Below are 15260 nucleotides of genomic sequence, written 5' to 3'. Positions count from 1 at the left end.
GTTACTACGCCTGCTGTAGCGGAAAACTTACGCTGTTTTCTTTTTCTCAGGGAAACACCATGAAAGTTACGCTTCTCGTCAGCGCATTATTAGCTGCCACTTTTACCTCTTATGCCGCCAACACGGAACTCGTGGTGGGCGACCAGAAAGGCAATGCCCGTGCCGTGATGTCCGCAGCCGGTGAACTCACCAACGTGCCTTATGAAATCAAGTGGTACGAATTCCCTAACGCTGCGCCGCTACTGGAATCACTCAACTCACAGCATCTGGATGCCGGATTAGTCGGTGATGGCCCGCTGGCTTTTGCTGTAGCGGCAGGGGCTAAAATTCGCGCCATTCAGGCCTCGCAATATTTGGGTAACGGGTTGCTGGTCAAAAAGGACAGCGCTGTTCATACCATTGCCGATCTCAAAGGCAAAAAAGTGGCCACGGTGAAGGGCTCATCAGGTCAAAACATGGTGCTCAACGCGCTACACCAGGCCGGATTGCCTGATGACAGTGTTAATTTTGTTTTCACCACGCCTGCTGAGGCGACATTGGCATTGGATAACGGTGCCGTGGATGCGGTGGCCACATGGGAACCCTATGTCTCTTTTGCAGTGGCTCAGTCAGGTGATCGCATCGCCATTGACGGCAAGGAGGCACCGGTCTCCAACTATCTGGTGGCCACCGATAGCGCCATCAGCAGTAAACGCGCGGAGCTGGCTGATTTCCGACAGCGTCTGATTCGCGCCCGCGCCTGGGGCGTGGCTCATCCGCAGGAGTATGCGAATGGCATTGCGTCGTTGTTGCGCCTGCCTGATACCGTCGCTCTGAGTAAAGTTCAGCGTGAAAACAACGCTCCGGTGGAAGACTACGCGCTGGTGGCGCAGCGTCAGCAGGCAGCCATTGATACTTTCGCACGCAGCGGATTGATCAAGCCCGGCCTGCAAGCGAGCAGCCTGGTCGATGCATCCTTCTTTGGCAAAGAGGGAACCCCTAAACCATGATGAATCTGGCGTTGTATCTCGACTCGGGCATTCATCAGGGTGGCTGGCGTCATCCGCAGGCCGCTACGACCGGTGGCCGTAACTGGCCGCTGTACCGTAAAATTGCCCAACGCGCTGAAGCGGCAAAACTCGATATGATCTTTGTAGCGGATAAGCTGGCGATTGATGATGTGTACGGCGGACATCTGGCGCATACCGTACAACACCGCCAGGTGGGCTGGTCTGAGCCGCTCACCTTGCTGGCCGCGCTGGCGGCGGTCACCGATCATATTGGCTTAGGTGGCACCGTCTCTTCCTCCTATTCCGAGCCCTATACCACCGCGCGACAATTGGCCAACATTGACCACATCAGCGGTGGGCGCGCTGCGTGGAATGTAGTGACTTCATTAACCCATGCAGAAGCACGTAATTTCGGCCGCAGCCAGCACTTCAGTCATGAGGATCGCTATCGCCGCGCGGCAGAGTTCATCGACGTGATGAAAGCGCTCTGGGACAGTTTCGAAGAGGATGCGTTGGTGGTGGAAAAAAGCCGCGCGCGCTTTGCCGATCCGGCACGTTTTCACCGTTTCGATCATCAGGGCGAGTCTTTCGAGGTGCAAGGTCCACTGAACCTGCCCCGTCCGCCGCAAGGGCATCCGGTGGTGATTCAGGCTGGTGTTTCTGAGGCTTTTATCGATTTGGCCGCCCAGCACGCGGAGATGCTGTTTGTGGTGCAACCAAACCGGGAACGCGCACAGCAGTTCTATCAAACCATTAAGGAGCGTGCGCAGCACTATCAGCGTCAGCCTGATCAACTGCGTATCATGCCGGGATTAGTGCCGATTGTCGGCCACAGCGAGCAGGATGCACGCGATCGCGCTGAATACCTCAAGTCCTTGATCACCGTGGAATCCGGCCTCAGTTTTGTCTCTGCCAGCATGAATATCGATCTGTCACAGTATCCGGTGGATGGTCCGGTGCCCGATTTGCGCGAGCAGATTACCGGCAGTAAAGGACGTTTTCAGTACGTGATTGCCAACGCCATAGAGCAGAAACTCACTCTGGGAGAGATGGCCAAACGCTACGCGGAGAGTTTGTCATTCCCCTCACCGACCGGTACGGCGGATCATATCGCGCAACAGATGACTGAGTGGTATCAACATCAAGCTTGTGATGGGTTTGTTATTCTCCCCACCTACATTGATGAAAATGAAGATCTATTCCTCAGCCAGGTGGTGCCTCGTTTGCAGGATGCGGGCGTGTTTCATCAGGATTATGCTGCGGGCACGCTGCGCGAACGTTTAGGACTGACTAAGCCAGCTAATCGCTTTCATTAATGCGTTCACGCATGATCGCAAGCAATCTCAAAAATCATGTTTATTGCGATTACTTGCGATCTCTCAGCGTTTTTTCAACCACTCTTTAAGTTTCCAGAGTGAGACCGGTGCTTGATAAACCGTGCCCTTGCCCTCTTTGATGGGCCTCAGTAACCCCTGATCGGCAAGATTTTTTAAACGACTGCGTGCGGTATTATCGGCGACACCGAGTCTGGATTTCACACCGGCGGCGCTCAACAAAGAACCCGGCGCATGCAGCGCAATGGCCATGATGTCCAGCTCACCCTTCGCCAACGTCATATTTTCCTCTACCCAGTGCACCAGCCGCGACCGCTCCTGACGCAGCGTAGTAATTTGATCTGTGAATGCGTTCACTGCTCGCATCACTATTTCACACTGAAACTGGACAAAATAGGTCAGGTCGAGCTCATCCGTTTCGCTGTAAAGGTATGACATACCGTATTTGACGGCGGCCGCTTTGAGGAGTTTGCTGATCGATATATAACGGAACGCATGATAGCCACGACGAATCAAATGATGATAGAACAAGCCCCGCGCCGTGCGGCCGTTGCCATCATTAAATGGGTGGATATAACCCATGGCAAAGTGCAAAACACAAGCCACCAGCAATGGGTGTGTTCCCTGCTGTTCAAGAAATTCGACTTCAGCGCATAACGCATCCAGCATGCCGTTTAATAGGGTGTGATCGGGCGGTTGATGGATAATTTCGCCGTCACGTCCTGCGACAAAAACATCGTTATTGCAGCGCACCTCCCCCGGCCGATATTTTTCGTCATTGATACCTGCACAGGCAATGTGATGCATGTGCAGAATATCGGCACGCGTTAGCGGTCCCTCTCCCATCGCGGCAATATGCTGCATCAGCCGCCAGTTCCCCATAATCATGCTTTCATCTTCGTTACGGGGTTCCCGGCCTACCGCCAGCAGTTCCATCGCCACGCGTGAGGTCGTTGCTGCGCCTTCGAGCTGACTGGAAGAGATCGCCTCTTCCATGATCAATTGGGACATCAGATAGGAGGCCGCGTCCTCATCAGTAGGCTGGCCATTGCGCGCAAACGTCATGCGATCCACCAGAGAAATGGCCGCGTTGATTTTTGCGGTAAAGTTGCAACTGACTTCTTGTGACGCGATGACAAAATGTTGAGCCGTGCTGCGACGTTTGAATTTTAATGCACTCCACACCGCCAATCGTTCGTCACTATCCCGGATTCGACGGCTGAGTTCGTCAAAGTGCAAATAGCGCGCATCCCACTCGGAATAGCGGCTAAGCCATTCAGCGTTTTCAATACTGGTCTGTGTCTCAAGCAGTTGTTGGGGGGGACGACGCAATCTCATCGCAAGCAATCTCAAAAATGGGTTATTTTGAGTTTACTTGAGATGACGCGGAGTTACCAATATGGCATTCACGTATAAACACAAATTGAAGACTGCACGCACTATAAAAGAACGCTTATCTGATCATGCTGGTGCAGCCAGGCTTACGATGGGCACGCCCTTGCTACAGTAAGGCCTTACACCGCACACTCGCGCTAATTATTAGCAGCCTTACTACTTTGGCATCAGCTTTGCTTAATGATTCCTGTGTTCTTTTTCAGGAGTCGCGCTATGCAAGCATCCTCTACTCGCTACACTATTTTTTCCCTGCTGTTTCTCATCGCGCTGATCAACTACGTTGATCGCGGCGCACTCTCGTTTGCTGCTAACGCCATCTCCCAGGAGTTTCACTTCACCAAAGTGCAACTGGGTGCGGTATTAGGCTATTTCGGTTTTGGCTACCTGTTCGGCTCGCTGTGCGGCGGCTTCCTGGCTGACAGGCTTGGCACCAAGAAAGTGTGGTTGATGGCGGGTATCTTGTGGTCACTGCTGGAAATTGCCACCGCGTGGGCCGGTGAAGTCGGCATGGCGCTGTTTGGTGGTTCGGCCATTATGGGATTTGCCGCGTTGCGCATCCTGTTTGGTTTTTCAGAAGGTCCGGCCTATGCGTTGATGAACAAAACCATCGCCCACTGGGCCCCGGATAATGAACGGGGTTTTGCGCTGAGCATCGGCTTGCTCAGCACTCAGGTGGGTTCACTGCTGACCGCGCCGATTGCCGTGGGCTTGCTGCTGTTAACCGACGACTGGCGCATGATGTTTATTCTGCTCGGGGCCTTCTCGCTGTTGGCGATGTTACTTTTCGCACGCAACTTTACCGACACGCCGCTGCTGCATCCCCGCGCCAATGCGGCGGAACGTCAGCTGATCATCAATGGGCAAAAGCGTGAAAGCCAACATGACGGTGCGCTGCCATGGTGGCGTTTCTTCACCAGCCGTACCCTGGTGTGCAACGCACTCGGCTACTTCAGCTTCCTCTATATCACCTTCACGCTAGTCACCTGGCTGCCGAAGTATCTGCAGGATAACTTCCACTACGATCTCCATTCGCTATGGTATGTGGCGATGATTCCATGGAGCGGTGCCTGCTTTACTGTGCTGCTCGGTGGTCGTATTGCCGACCGCCTGTTGGCGCGTTTTAACAATTTACGCCTGGCGAGAAATGTCTTCGCTTCAGTCACTTTATGCGCCACTGCGTGCTGTTTTATGGCCATTCCATGGGTGGGGTCAGCGGCAGGCATTATCGCACTGATGACGCTGGGTAACGCTCTCAACGCGCTGGTGAATAACGTCTATTGGTCAGTGGTGATTGATGTGACGCCGAAAGCATCAGTGGGCGCTTACAGTGGGATGACGCTGGCGATCGCCAACATCGCTTCTATTATCTCTCCGATGCTGTCCGGCTGGCTGGCGGAATATTACGGATACAACGCGATGTTTACCGTCACCGCCTGCATCGCGTTTGGCAGTATGCTGGCGATGACGCTGTTGCAACCGGAAAAACGCCTGCAGGCCGATGATCCAGCCGTGGCAGCACCACAGGCGTTGTAGTTTTTACACCGCGTGCCGCTGGCAGAAGGCGGCGATATCCGGCGATTGGAAATCCGCCAGATGCGCCATCAACTTCTCCAGCGGCCAGTTCCACCAGGCAATCGCCTGTAACTGCGTCGCGATTTCGGGCGTGAAGCGTCCACGGATAACTTTCGCAGGGACGCCGCCGACAATGGTGTAAGGTGCCACATCTTTGGTCACCACCGCGCCAGCAGCCAATACCGCGCCATCACCAACAGTGACGCCCGGCAGTACAATCACTCCGTGACCAATCCACACATCATTGCCAATGATCACACGATCGTCGCGGCGGTCGGCAAAGAAACCCGCATCGCGCTGCGCCTGAGGATCATAATATTCCGGGCAATAAGTAAAACGATGCTGGGAAGCGCGATCCATCGGATGGTTAGGCGCACCAATGCGTACCTGATTGGCAATGGCGGTAAAGCGCCCAATCTGTGCATCAGCGACGCAACAGTGCTCGCCGAGGTAAGAGAAATCACCCAGTTCGCTATATTCAAGATAACTTTCCGCAAGAATTTCACATTGCTGACCAATGTGGGTTTCGCGCATACGCACGCTAGGATCGATGATCGTGTGTTGCAGTTTAGCCGGTTGAACAGCGGCAAGTGCCATAGCAAGCTCCAATGTGGTCAGATGTCTGGATAACGAGTTGTTTCATGACAACTTCGAAGCACAACACTAAAGCGGCAAGATGACAGAAATGCTATCGTAGCGCCCCAGTTGAGGGCGAATAGGGAAAGGGAATGAAATCACCGTGGTCACTGCTGGCACTTTTATGGTCAGCTGGACAGGCATCTGCTGCACTGCCCGCTGATATTAAAGCGGGCGATATTGTGCAGGTGCAATTGTCGCAACTGCATCCTACACAGGCAGCCATTGGCTATCGCCAGTTGGATTACAAACTGCATCGCTATCAAGCCGATCCCAAAAAGCTGTTCGATGATTTCTGCGAGAGCATGGGACAGAAAGGCGTGGATAAATTCAGCAGTAAATCACGCATCTCCGATCCGGACAGCTTTACCTGTAAAGCGCCCGTGGGTGCGCAACCCGGACCGATGAAGACCGCCGTCATCGCCCCGGATAACGCACTGTATCTCACCGATGGTCACCATACTTTCAGTAACTTCGCCGACATCGGTGGTTTAAAAACCCATGTCCAGGTGCGTATCACCAATGACTTCCGCAGCCTGAAAACCATGAGTGCTTTTTGGCAGCAGATGGAAGCTGCGCATCTGGTCTGGCTGGATACCCCGAAAGGCAAGATCAAACCGGATGCGCTGCCAAAAGTGTTGGGCCGCAAGCATATGCAGGATGATGAGTATCGCTCAATGGTCTACTTCGTGCGCGATATCGGCTTTGAGAAAGAGGACAATCCCCCGCCGTTCCTGGAGTTCTATTGGGGAAAGTGGCTGGAAACCGTGCTCCCGCTAAAATCTTTCGATCTGCATGACCGCAAAGGCTATGGCAAAGCAGTGAGTGCCATTGCCGAAAAAATCACGGATATTCCCAGGGACACGGTGATTGCGCAAAGCGATAGCGGTGCGCTGACCGCTGAAAAGCTCGGCGCAATGAAAAAAGTGAACGAAAAGAAATTGGACAAGCTGATTTCTGAAGATGGCAAACTGGGTTGGGCTTTCAAACAGTAATGGCAAGCACGGGGCGTACATTACACCCGTGCTTATTACCCTCTTTTACCGCGGTTAAATCATTACCCCAACTCGCAATCCTTCACATCAGCGGAAGGGGCTAGCAGATTTTTATCAAACTCACGCATTGGCGCTGCATCACGGATACGCATCGGCCAGTCAGGGTTCGCCAGCGCGCTTTTACCCAACGCGACATAATCAGCGCCCTGCTCCAGCGCCTGAGACGCGCTGCTACTGTCTGACAGCGAACCATTGGCCACAATCGTCAGGCTCGGCGCCACCTCACGCGCAATCTGCACCAGCGAAAGCGTATTGCCAGGAAATGCTGGCTGCAGTGCGTCGTATTCGGTGAGATGCAGGTAATCAATACCTGACTCAGCCAACAGAGAGAACGCCTGTTTTGCGCCCGCTTCCCCTTCCTGCCACTTATGATGGAAATCATTCACTTTGCCTTGTGAAATACGTACACCTAAAGTGACATCGTGGCCTATACGCTGGCGTACCGCGCGGATCACCGCCAGGGTCAGTGACAGGCGAGCAGCGATATCACCGCCCCATCGATCGTGACGCTGATTGGTGTAATCCGTGAAGAATTGATCGAGCAGATAGCCATTCGCGCCGTGAATTTCGATACCATCAAATCCCGCTACGCCAATGGCGCGTGCAGCAGTTTCGGCAAAGCTTTGAATAACCGCCTGAATCTGATCCTCACTCATTTCTCCAGGCAACGCGTAATTGCCATGTCCATGATAAAAACCCAGTTGCTCGCCACGCGGTTGCACCACCGAGGGCGCGAGCGTGTCGTTACGGTAGATATTGCCCTGAGAAATCGCCCCGGCATGCATCAGTTGCGCAATGATCCTGCCGCCATGCTGATGTACACCCTCAGTGATGGCACGCCAGCCGGCAACCTGTCGGCTATTGACCAGGCCTGCCTGGAAGGCATACGTCTGCGACCAGGCTTCATCGATATACAGCCCTTCCGTAATGATGGTGCCAAAACCACCGCGCGCGAAACGTTCGTAATAGTGCTTCATGCGGTCGCCCGGTACGCCATCCACCGTGGCGGAGATACGTGTCATGGGAGCCACCATGATGCGATTTTTCAGTGCGAGTCGATTTAAGGTACCGCTCTGAAATAAGTGTTTATCGGCCATTAGCTACTTCACATTCCCTGATTATCGTCAGAGCGCATTATAGTGTGTCGCTTTAGCGGTAAAAATGACCGAAGATGATACGTCTGTATAACGGAAATCGTTAAAATGAACTCCAAAGATATTGAGGTTTTCCTGATGGTGTCGCAAACGCGTAGCCTGACGCAGGCGGCTCGGCGGCTGAATGCGACGCCGATGACGGTGTCGCGTCGGCTGGCTTCGCTGGAGGAAGATCTTGGCGTGCGTCTGATGCACCGTACCACCCGCGCCATCGCGCTGACCGTGGAGGGAGAAGAGTTTCTGCCCTATGCGAAATCGCTGGCGGAAACTGAGCAGAGCGCACGCAATCTGTTTTCTCCGCACCAGCAAGGTGCGACCGGACAACTGCGGATTACAGCGCCATCGGGATTTGGTCGCCGCACCATTATTCCGCTGTTGCCTGCCCTGATGGAGGCTAATCCAGAATTGCGCATTGAGTTTCAACTAAGCGATGACGTCACAGACCTGGTGGGTTTGGGTTACGATGTCGCCATTCGCATTGCGCCGCTGCGTGACTCCCGTTTAGTGGCTCACCGTCTTGCTGACAATCCGCGTATGCTGTGTGCTTCACCCGGTTATCTTCAACGCTTTGGCACGCCTCAGACATTAAACGACTTACATGATCACAACTGCCTGCGACTTTCCGGCGTAGTGCAATGGAGCTTTATCATTGACGGGCATATTTCCAGCCTGAGCGTGGAAGGTCGTTTCAGTGGCAGTAACGTGGAGGGAGTGCGCACCCTGTGCATGGCAGGCAGTGGCATCGCCCAGTTATCAGAGTGGGATATCCGTGAAGAGCTGACCGCGGGCGATCTGGTCGCCATTGAGTTGCTGGATGCCCAACCGCAAATGCTCGGCGTTTGGGCCCTGTTCCCGACCACACGGCAATTACCCGCACGTGTAACGGTATTCCTGAATGCTTTAAAACACGCGATGGAAAAAACAGATAAGTTACCTGTCACCACAACACAGTTTTAGGCTTAAATCGGTGACTCACTGATTCATTTCCTGGAGGCCCCATTTGAAACCTGAAATTCATACCCTTGCATCGACAGAGATCTATCGCAATCGCTGGATGACACTCAAAGAAGATAAAATTCAACGAGCTGACGGTAGCGAAGGTATCTATTCGGTGATTGAAAAGGATGACTTCGTGGTGATTCTGCCAGTGGAGCAGGACAGCATTTTTGTGGTTGAGCAGTATCGTTACCCGGTAAGTGAACGCACTATTGAGTTGCCACAAGGCAGTTGGGAGCTGAATCCCGATGCTTCACCGGAAACGCTCGCCGCAGGCGAACTGCAGGAAGAGACGGGATTGATTGCCGATCGCTGGCAATACGTTGGCTATCAAAAACTGGCGCAGGGATACTCTGCGCAAGGCTATCACATCTATCTCGCCAGCGAATTACGCTACCAGGGGCAAAATCTGGATGCCGAGGAAGTCGGGCTCACCGCACGCAAAATGAAGATCAGTGAGTTTCTGCAACTGGTGCTGGAAGGCAAAGTCACCGATGCCACTTCAGTGACCGCGTTTTTACTGGCGCGGGCGAAGGGGTTGATTGATTAATTCAAAGATAAAGCTCGATTTTTCGTTGGCTAATATGAGCTGAATGAAAAATATTGGACCAATGAAAAGAGGGATTTCCTTGAGTCATCGGGAGTTTGAAGTGCTGTTCATGAATAACGAACTGATGATGTTGTTGCGTGTTATTCCCAGGGCACGCTGCTAAGGCAGGACCCTGTAAGTGTGAGGAGTGTGCATGGCTGCACACTCCTCCCTAAACAAAGACGCTTAGTGACTCGCTATCTCTGCCAGCACTGCTTGCGCATCTGACGCAGCAACCGCTACACCATCAATATAAAGCTGGCGCAGTTCTCCAGCTGGTAAGGCAATCTGAAGCGTTTTCCATGCCGGCTGATAATCGCCTTTGCGCTGGAAGTTAAGATGAATCGCCTCGGCATCGCTGCGCATTTCCCAGTTTAGCCACAGCGCATTACCCTGCTGATAACCCCAGGACTCACCGTCATCCTCGAACACCAGTCCGTTACTCACGCCTTTTCCCTGTAATGGATAAAGCTGCAGCGTCCGGCGGTCATCTGCTTGCGCATCAACATGGCGCAGACGCTGGCTCAGTGGCAAGGCCGCACCGGCGCGGACCAGCATCGGCTGGGTTTCCAGCGGTGCAGGCAGCGTGATCGATTGACCACCGCTGTACCACTGCTGGGTCGCAAAGTCATACCAGCCGGTTTGGTTATCCGGCAGCCACAGAGTGCGTTCACGCTGACCCGCTTCAACCACACTCGCCACTAATACATCACGGCCCAGCATAAACTCATCGCACTCGGCAAAGGTCTGCGCGTCATGCTCATGATCGAGGAACGTCGGGCGCAGCATCGGTTCATCATCCGCGTGCGCTTGCCACAGTAAGGTATAGAGATACGGCAGCAGGCGATAGCGGAGTTCTATCGCAGCACGAATCGCAGGCGTAACCGACGGATACATCCACGGCTCATTCACCGTGTGATCGTCATTCCACGAGTGAATGGTGAAACGCGGGTGCATCACGCCGTTTTGTACCCAGCGCACAAACAGTTCGGCGTCCGGCTTATCACCTGAGAAGCCACCCACATCGTGCCCGACGTTGTACAGACCCGATAAGCTCATCCCGAGGCCCATGCGAATGTTGTAGCGCAGTGAAGTCCAGTTGGTGCGGTTATCACCGCTCCATGTCTGCACGTAACGTTGCATCCCGGCACAGCCAGAACGTGAAATCAGGAACGGACGTTTTTCCGGCGCGAAACGCTGCTGCGCTTCCATCGAGGCACGCATCATCAGCAGCGGCATCACCGGGCGAATATGCTTGATGGCGATCGGCGTACCAAAGCCATGACAACGCGCTTCGCCATCCCACACTTCATATTCGTTGTTGTCATTCCAGGTCGAATCGATGCCCTTCGCCAGCAACTGTTGCGTGACGTTCTCCTGCCACCAGGCCACCGCTTGTGGATGAGTGAAATCAAGGTGCGAACCTTCGTCGTCCCAAAACACCGAACGCTCTGGCGCATCTTCTTCTGAGTCGCGGATAAACAAGCCTTGCGCCGCGACTTCTTCGTAGCGCGGATGGTCCTGCAACAGGCAAGGTTTGATGTTGGCAGCCAGACGCAAACCGGCATCGTGGAATGCCTGACTCATCACTTCCGGCTGTGGCACTTTGTCGTAGTTCCAGTTGAACACGTAGCGCTTGTTGTTGATCGAGGTGTATCCCGAAGACAACTGGAACGAGTCGCACGGAATGTCGTGATCCTCGCACAGACGGATGAAGTTCATCAGCTGATTTTGCGCATCCGGCGCATCGGTGTAATGCATGGTTGAACCGCTGTAACCGAGGCTCCATTTCGGGCCAAACAGCGTTTTACCGGTCAGGCGCACGAAGGCCTTGGTGACATCCAGCACTTTGCTGCCAACAAACAGGTAGTAATCAATATCACCGCTTTCCGCCTGCCAGCGACGATAAGGAAGATGATAGTTATCCAGTTCATTACCGAGATCAAACCAGCTACTGCTGAGGTTATCGTAGTAGAGGCCAAAGCTCACATCGCTGCGACGTGTAATGGTAAACGGCACGTGCTTATACAGCGGATCGGTCGATGAAGCGTTGTAACCCATCGCATCCAGGTTACGCATCTCATAGCGCTTGCCATTGCGTTGAAGATCACCGGTTTTCTCGCCCAAACCATAATAGGCATCATCGTTCATACGGCGCTGGTAGTGCGCCACGCCATCACCGTGCGCGTTGATCTGGTAAGCGCTGGTTGGGCGGTCACAAGTCAGCAATTGCCAGGTTCCGGCGCTATCACGATGTTGCCACTCCAGCGCCAGCGGTTGATGCACAATGACGCGCAACACATCGGTGGAGACCACCAGTGTGTCGCCCTCTTCTTCCAGGGTGAATCCTGGCAGGGTAAAGCCCGCCAGGCTATCGCGCGGGCGCCCTTCCCATGGCACATCGCTGTCTGGCGCTATGCTCCAGGTGCGATCCAGTGCATAGCCACTCTGGCGTTTAATCGAAACACGGAACATGCCGGATTCCAGCACGAAGAGGTTCAGCTGGTATTTCCCATCGACGGTTAACGCAACATGGTGTTGATCAGAATGAGTGAGTGACCAATTTTTTAAGGTTTTCATTGTTACCTACTTTATTCAGGCGCGCTGGGCGCGACGTTCAGCGATAAATGCAATCAGGAAGACCGCGCCAATCAGGTCGAAGAAGCCCATGGCGACAAATAACGGGTTAAAGCCAATTTTGTCGGCGGTGACGCCAATCACCAGCGAGAACAGGAAACTGGAGATCCACGCGAAAGAACCGCGCATGCCGTTGACGGTGGCCATCTGGCCTTTATCAAACTTCTCCACCACCAGCGCGCTAAGCATGCAGGAGATGATCTGGTGCCCGAAGCCCCCAATCGAAATCAGCGCAATCGCCACATACGGATCTTTGGTCAGCGCCACTAGCGCAAGAGAAAGCATCAGGAAGGCGCCGGTGACCGAGCTGGCCACCACCGAGTTGACCAGTCTTAAACCAAACAGCCGAGTGTAGAGACGTGTCAGATAGCCACTGGCGACGCTGCCGAGGTCCGCTGCCAGGAATGGCATCCAGGCGAACATGGCGATCTGCTTAAGATCCATGCCGAGATCTTTAGCCAGATAAAGCGGCACCCAGAAACTGAGCACACCCCACGCCGGTTCAGCCATAAAGGCAGGAATGGCGATACCGTAAAAACGTTTATTTTTCGAGACGCTCTTCAGTGCTTTGAAGAAAGGGAGTTTGACGGCAGGCGGTTCATTATCCTGACGAATAAATTCCAGTTCCGATGCCGACAGATTGGGATGAATTTCAGGATCGCGATACAGCAGCCACCACAGCACCACCCACGCCAGCGCCAGACAACCGGTAAACAGGAACGCGCCCTGCCAGCCAAAAGAAGCATGAGCGAAGTAAATGATCGGTGGTGCCAGCATGGCGCCAATCGAGAAGCCCACGCCTGCCCATCCCGCCGCAACCGGGCGCTCTTTTTTCGGGAACCATTCACCTAATACCTTGGCGTTGGCCGGCGTGGCAGCAGCTTCCGCTCCACCCATCACAAAACGCAGAATGGCCAGATGCACCCAGCTCGCCGCACCTGCATGGAACAGACAGGCAACAGCCCAGACCGAGGCACAAATCAGAAAGCCGACCTTAAGGCCGATCACATCAATCAGCCAGCCACAAATCGGTTGGAAGAAGGTATACGCCAGCTGAAAGGCACCGACGATCCATGAATATTGTTCAGTGGTGATGCCAAGGCTGGTTTTCAGCTCAGGCGCCAGAATGCCCAATGAGTTACGGGTGATGTAGTTGACGGTGACGCCCGCTAAGAACAACACCAATACCCACCAGCGCAAATTGCGGAAGGTGCGTTTGCTGCCAGCGGCAGCGATCCCTGGATTCAAACTGCGGTTCATCTGGTTCTCCATTCTTTATTAACATCATGAGCTTACAAATCCTGTGGTGAATGCGCGGGCAAGCGATAAACCGGAAATATCGTTGGCTGCCGCCCAGGAATTGTTGCTTGTTGTTGAGGAGCGACTTCAGTGAGTCATCTCTAACCATCCGCCAGGAGTGAACCACAGATGCTTAAGCTGGTCGCCCGTCAGATGCCGCAATTGTGATCTGGTTAACCAAAATGGCTTGTGAGGTTGACATGAGCCGTCAAAGAGCCGAATTTTAGGCCCTGAGAGCGCAATCTTAACCATGAGCGATGCGCTAACCGATAAATAGGTCAACCAATATAAGAATAGTCTTGAGTTGCATCTTCAGGACCCAAATGAGGTAACAACATGAAGCAGACCTGGCGCTGGTATGGCCCGAATGACCCCGTTTCCCTTGCTGATGCACGACAGGCTGGCGCGACCGGAATCGTCACTGCCCTGCACCACATTCCGAATGGTGAAGTGTGGTCGGTAGACGAAATTATGCAGCGCAAAGCCATCGTGGAAGCGGCGGGTCTAGTGTGGTCAGTGGTTGAAAGCGTGCCGATTCACGAAGAGATCAAAACCGGCAGCGGTGAGTGTGAGAAGTGGATCCGTCATTACCAGCAGTCGCTGCGAAATCTGGCGCAATGCGGTATTAAAACCGTCTGCTACAACTTTATGCCGATCCTCGACTGGACCCGCACTGACCTCGAATACCTGTTACCTGATGGCGCAAAAGCGCTGCGTTTCGATCAGATTGAATTTGCCGTATTTGAACTGCACCTCCTGCAGCGTCCGGGGGCAGAAAACGATTACACCGCCACGGAAATTGCTCAGGCGGCTGACCGTTTCGCCACCATGAGCGAAGAGCATAAAACCCGCCTGACGCGCAATATCATCGCTGGCTTACCGGGTGCCGAAGAGGGTTACACGCTGGATCAGTTCCGTGCGCAATTGGCCCGTTATGACGGTATCGGCAAAGCTGAGTTACGTGAAAACTTCGCCACCTTCTTGCGCGCGATTATTCCGGTGGCAGAAGAGGCCGGCATACGTATGGCGGTGCATCCGGATGATCCACCGCGTCCAATTCTGGGTCTGCCGCGCATCGTTTCCAACGCGGAAGACTTGCAGTGGATGATCGATACCGTACCGAGCACGGCGAATGGCTTCACCATGTGCACCGGGTCTTATGGCGTATTAGCTGAAAACGACCTCGCCGGTATGGTTAAACGTTTTGGTCCACGTATTTACTTTGCGCACCTGCGGTCAACCAAACGCGAAGAGAATCCAAATACCTTCCACGAAGCGGCGCATTTGGGCGGCGATGTCGACATGTTTGCGGTGATTAAGGCGATTGCTGAAGAAGAACATCGCCGTAAAGCGGCCGGTCAGGAAGATTTGATTCCGATGCGCCCGGATCATGGTCACCAGATGCTCGACGACTTGCGCAAGAAGACTAACCCCGGTTATTCGGCGATTGGTCGTCTGAAAGGATTGGCAGAGATTCGCGGCGTGGAGTTAGCGATTCACCGCGCTTATTTCTGAAAGTTTAGCGCCGTTGTGGTCGCCATCAATGGCGACCCTACAATCCATCGGAAGGCTACACGGGGCCTCTGCCCAAAATGCAACGGTCC

The 15260-nt window shown here is 53.8% G+C and carries 12 protein-coding genes; 7 read left to right on the top strand and 5 right to left on the bottom strand.

Annotation, left to right across the window (positions count from 1 at the left end; translation table 11 throughout):
* The first annotated feature begins 59 nt into the window (after nucleotides 1-59).
* On the top strand, nucleotides 60-989 hold the full coding sequence (locus tag LBW88_RS03940; protein ID WP_224928491.1) for an aliphatic sulfonate ABC transporter substrate-binding protein: 930 nt from the start codon (nucleotides 60-62) through the stop codon (nucleotides 987-989).
* Nucleotides 986-2305, top strand: coding sequence for an NtaA/DmoA family FMN-dependent monooxygenase (locus LBW88_RS03935; RefSeq protein ID WP_224928494.1), 1320 nt, complete (start codon nucleotides 986-988; stop codon nucleotides 2303-2305). Before LBW88_RS03940 ends, LBW88_RS03935 begins: the two co-directional genes overlap by 4 nt.
* A 63-nt stretch (nucleotides 2306-2368) precedes the next feature.
* Here the strand turns inward: LBW88_RS03935 and LBW88_RS03930 are convergent, their stop codons facing one another.
* Nucleotides 2369-3661: a Fic family protein gene (locus tag LBW88_RS03930; RefSeq protein WP_224928497.1), complete on the bottom strand. Its 1293-nt coding sequence runs from the start codon at nucleotides 3659-3661 to the stop codon at nucleotides 2369-2371.
* Nucleotides 3662-3931: 270 nt separating this feature from the next.
* On the opposite strand from LBW88_RS03930, the gene LBW88_RS03925 reads away from it, so the two are divergent.
* Nucleotides 3932-5251, top strand: a complete 1320-nt coding sequence (locus tag LBW88_RS03925; RefSeq protein ID WP_224928500.1) for an MFS transporter — start codon at nucleotides 3932-3934, stop codon at nucleotides 5249-5251.
* A 3-nt stretch (nucleotides 5252-5254) separates the two neighbouring features.
* On the opposite strand, the gene LBW88_RS03920 is transcribed toward LBW88_RS03925, so the two are convergent.
* Nucleotides 5255-5887 (bottom strand): DapH/DapD/GlmU-related protein, encoded by a 633-nt coding sequence (locus LBW88_RS03920; RefSeq protein ID WP_224928503.1) that lies wholly within the window; start codon nucleotides 5885-5887, stop codon nucleotides 5255-5257.
* 131 nt (nucleotides 5888-6018) lie between these two features.
* Here LBW88_RS03920 and LBW88_RS03915 point away from each other — a divergent pair, with 131 nt between their 5' ends.
* The gene (locus LBW88_RS03915; protein ID WP_224928505.1) at nucleotides 6019-6921 is read left to right on the top strand and encodes a ParB/Srx family N-terminal domain-containing protein; all 903 of its coding nucleotides are present in this window, start codon (nucleotides 6019-6021) and stop codon (nucleotides 6919-6921) included.
* 62 nt (nucleotides 6922-6983) lie between these two features.
* Here the strand turns inward: LBW88_RS03915 and LBW88_RS03910 are convergent, their stop codons facing one another.
* Nucleotides 6984-8078, bottom strand: coding sequence for an NADH:flavin oxidoreductase (locus LBW88_RS03910; protein WP_224928508.1), 1095 nt, complete (start codon nucleotides 8076-8078; stop codon nucleotides 6984-6986).
* A 105-nt stretch (nucleotides 8079-8183) separates the two neighbouring features.
* Here LBW88_RS03910 and LBW88_RS03905 point away from each other — a divergent pair, with 105 nt between their 5' ends.
* Nucleotides 8184-9092, top strand: coding sequence for a LysR family transcriptional regulator (locus LBW88_RS03905; RefSeq protein WP_224928512.1), 909 nt, complete (start codon nucleotides 8184-8186; stop codon nucleotides 9090-9092).
* A gap of 43 nt (nucleotides 9093-9135) precedes the next feature.
* Nucleotides 9136-9681 (top strand): NUDIX domain-containing protein, encoded by a 546-nt coding sequence (locus LBW88_RS03900; protein ID WP_224928515.1) that lies wholly within the window; start codon nucleotides 9136-9138, stop codon nucleotides 9679-9681.
* Nucleotides 9682-9906: 225 nt separating this feature from the next.
* Here the strand turns inward: LBW88_RS03900 and LBW88_RS03895 are convergent, their stop codons facing one another.
* Nucleotides 9907-12300 (bottom strand): TIM-barrel domain-containing protein, encoded by a 2394-nt coding sequence (locus LBW88_RS03895; RefSeq protein WP_224928518.1) that lies wholly within the window; start codon nucleotides 12298-12300, stop codon nucleotides 9907-9909.
* A gap of 15 nt (nucleotides 12301-12315) precedes the next feature.
* Nucleotides 12316-13617, bottom strand: coding sequence for an MFS transporter (locus LBW88_RS03890; RefSeq protein ID WP_224928521.1), 1302 nt, complete (start codon nucleotides 13615-13617; stop codon nucleotides 12316-12318).
* 375 nt (nucleotides 13618-13992) lie between these two features.
* Here LBW88_RS03890 and uxuA point away from each other — a divergent pair, with 375 nt between their 5' ends.
* Nucleotides 13993-15171 carry a mannonate dehydratase gene (gene uxuA, locus LBW88_RS03885; protein WP_224928523.1) on the top strand — a complete coding sequence of 393 codons (1179 nt, stop codon included), beginning with the start codon at nucleotides 13993-13995 and terminating at the stop codon, nucleotides 15169-15171.
* Nucleotides 15172-15260 lie beyond the last annotated feature (89 nt).

It is taken from the genome of Pantoea sp. alder81, from assembly GCF_020179835.1.
Classification (GTDB): domain Bacteria; phylum Pseudomonadota; class Gammaproteobacteria; order Enterobacterales; family Enterobacteriaceae; genus Pantoea.
This window is presented reverse-complemented; position numbering and strand designations above follow the sequence as displayed.

Excerpts from the sequence above, each read along its gene's own strand:
- LBW88_RS03915 (WP_224928505.1), top strand. The coding sequence starts at position 6,019 with ATGAAATCACCGTGGTCACTGCTGGCACTTTTATGGTCAGCTGGACAG.
- LBW88_RS03925 (WP_224928500.1), top strand. The coding sequence starts at position 3,932 with ATGCAAGCATCCTCTACTCGCTACACTATTTTTTCCCTGCTGTTTCTC.
- uxuA (WP_224928523.1), top strand. The coding sequence starts at position 13,993 with ATGAAGCAGACCTGGCGCTGGTATGGCCCGAATGACCCCGTTTCCCTT.
- LBW88_RS03895 (WP_224928518.1), bottom strand. The coding sequence starts at position 12,300 with ATGAAAACCTTAAAAAATTGGTCACTCACTCATTCTGATCAACACCAT.
- LBW88_RS03910 (WP_224928508.1), bottom strand. The coding sequence starts at position 8,078 with ATGGCCGATAAACACTTATTTCAGAGCGGTACCTTAAATCGACTCGCA.
- LBW88_RS03890 (WP_224928521.1), bottom strand. The coding sequence starts at position 13,617 with ATGAACCGCAGTTTGAATCCAGGGATCGCTGCCGCTGGCAGCAAACGC.
- LBW88_RS03920 (WP_224928503.1), bottom strand. The coding sequence starts at position 5,887 with ATGGCACTTGCCGCTGTTCAACCGGCTAAACTGCAACACACGATCATC.
- LBW88_RS03935 (WP_224928494.1), top strand. The coding sequence starts at position 986 with ATGATGAATCTGGCGTTGTATCTCGACTCGGGCATTCATCAGGGTGGC.
- LBW88_RS03940 (WP_224928491.1), top strand. The coding sequence starts at position 60 with ATGAAAGTTACGCTTCTCGTCAGCGCATTATTAGCTGCCACTTTTACC.
- LBW88_RS03905 (WP_224928512.1), top strand. The coding sequence starts at position 8,184 with ATGAACTCCAAAGATATTGAGGTTTTCCTGATGGTGTCGCAAACGCGT.
- LBW88_RS03930 (WP_224928497.1), bottom strand. The coding sequence starts at position 3,661 with ATGAGATTGCGTCGTCCCCCCCAACAACTGCTTGAGACACAGACCAGT.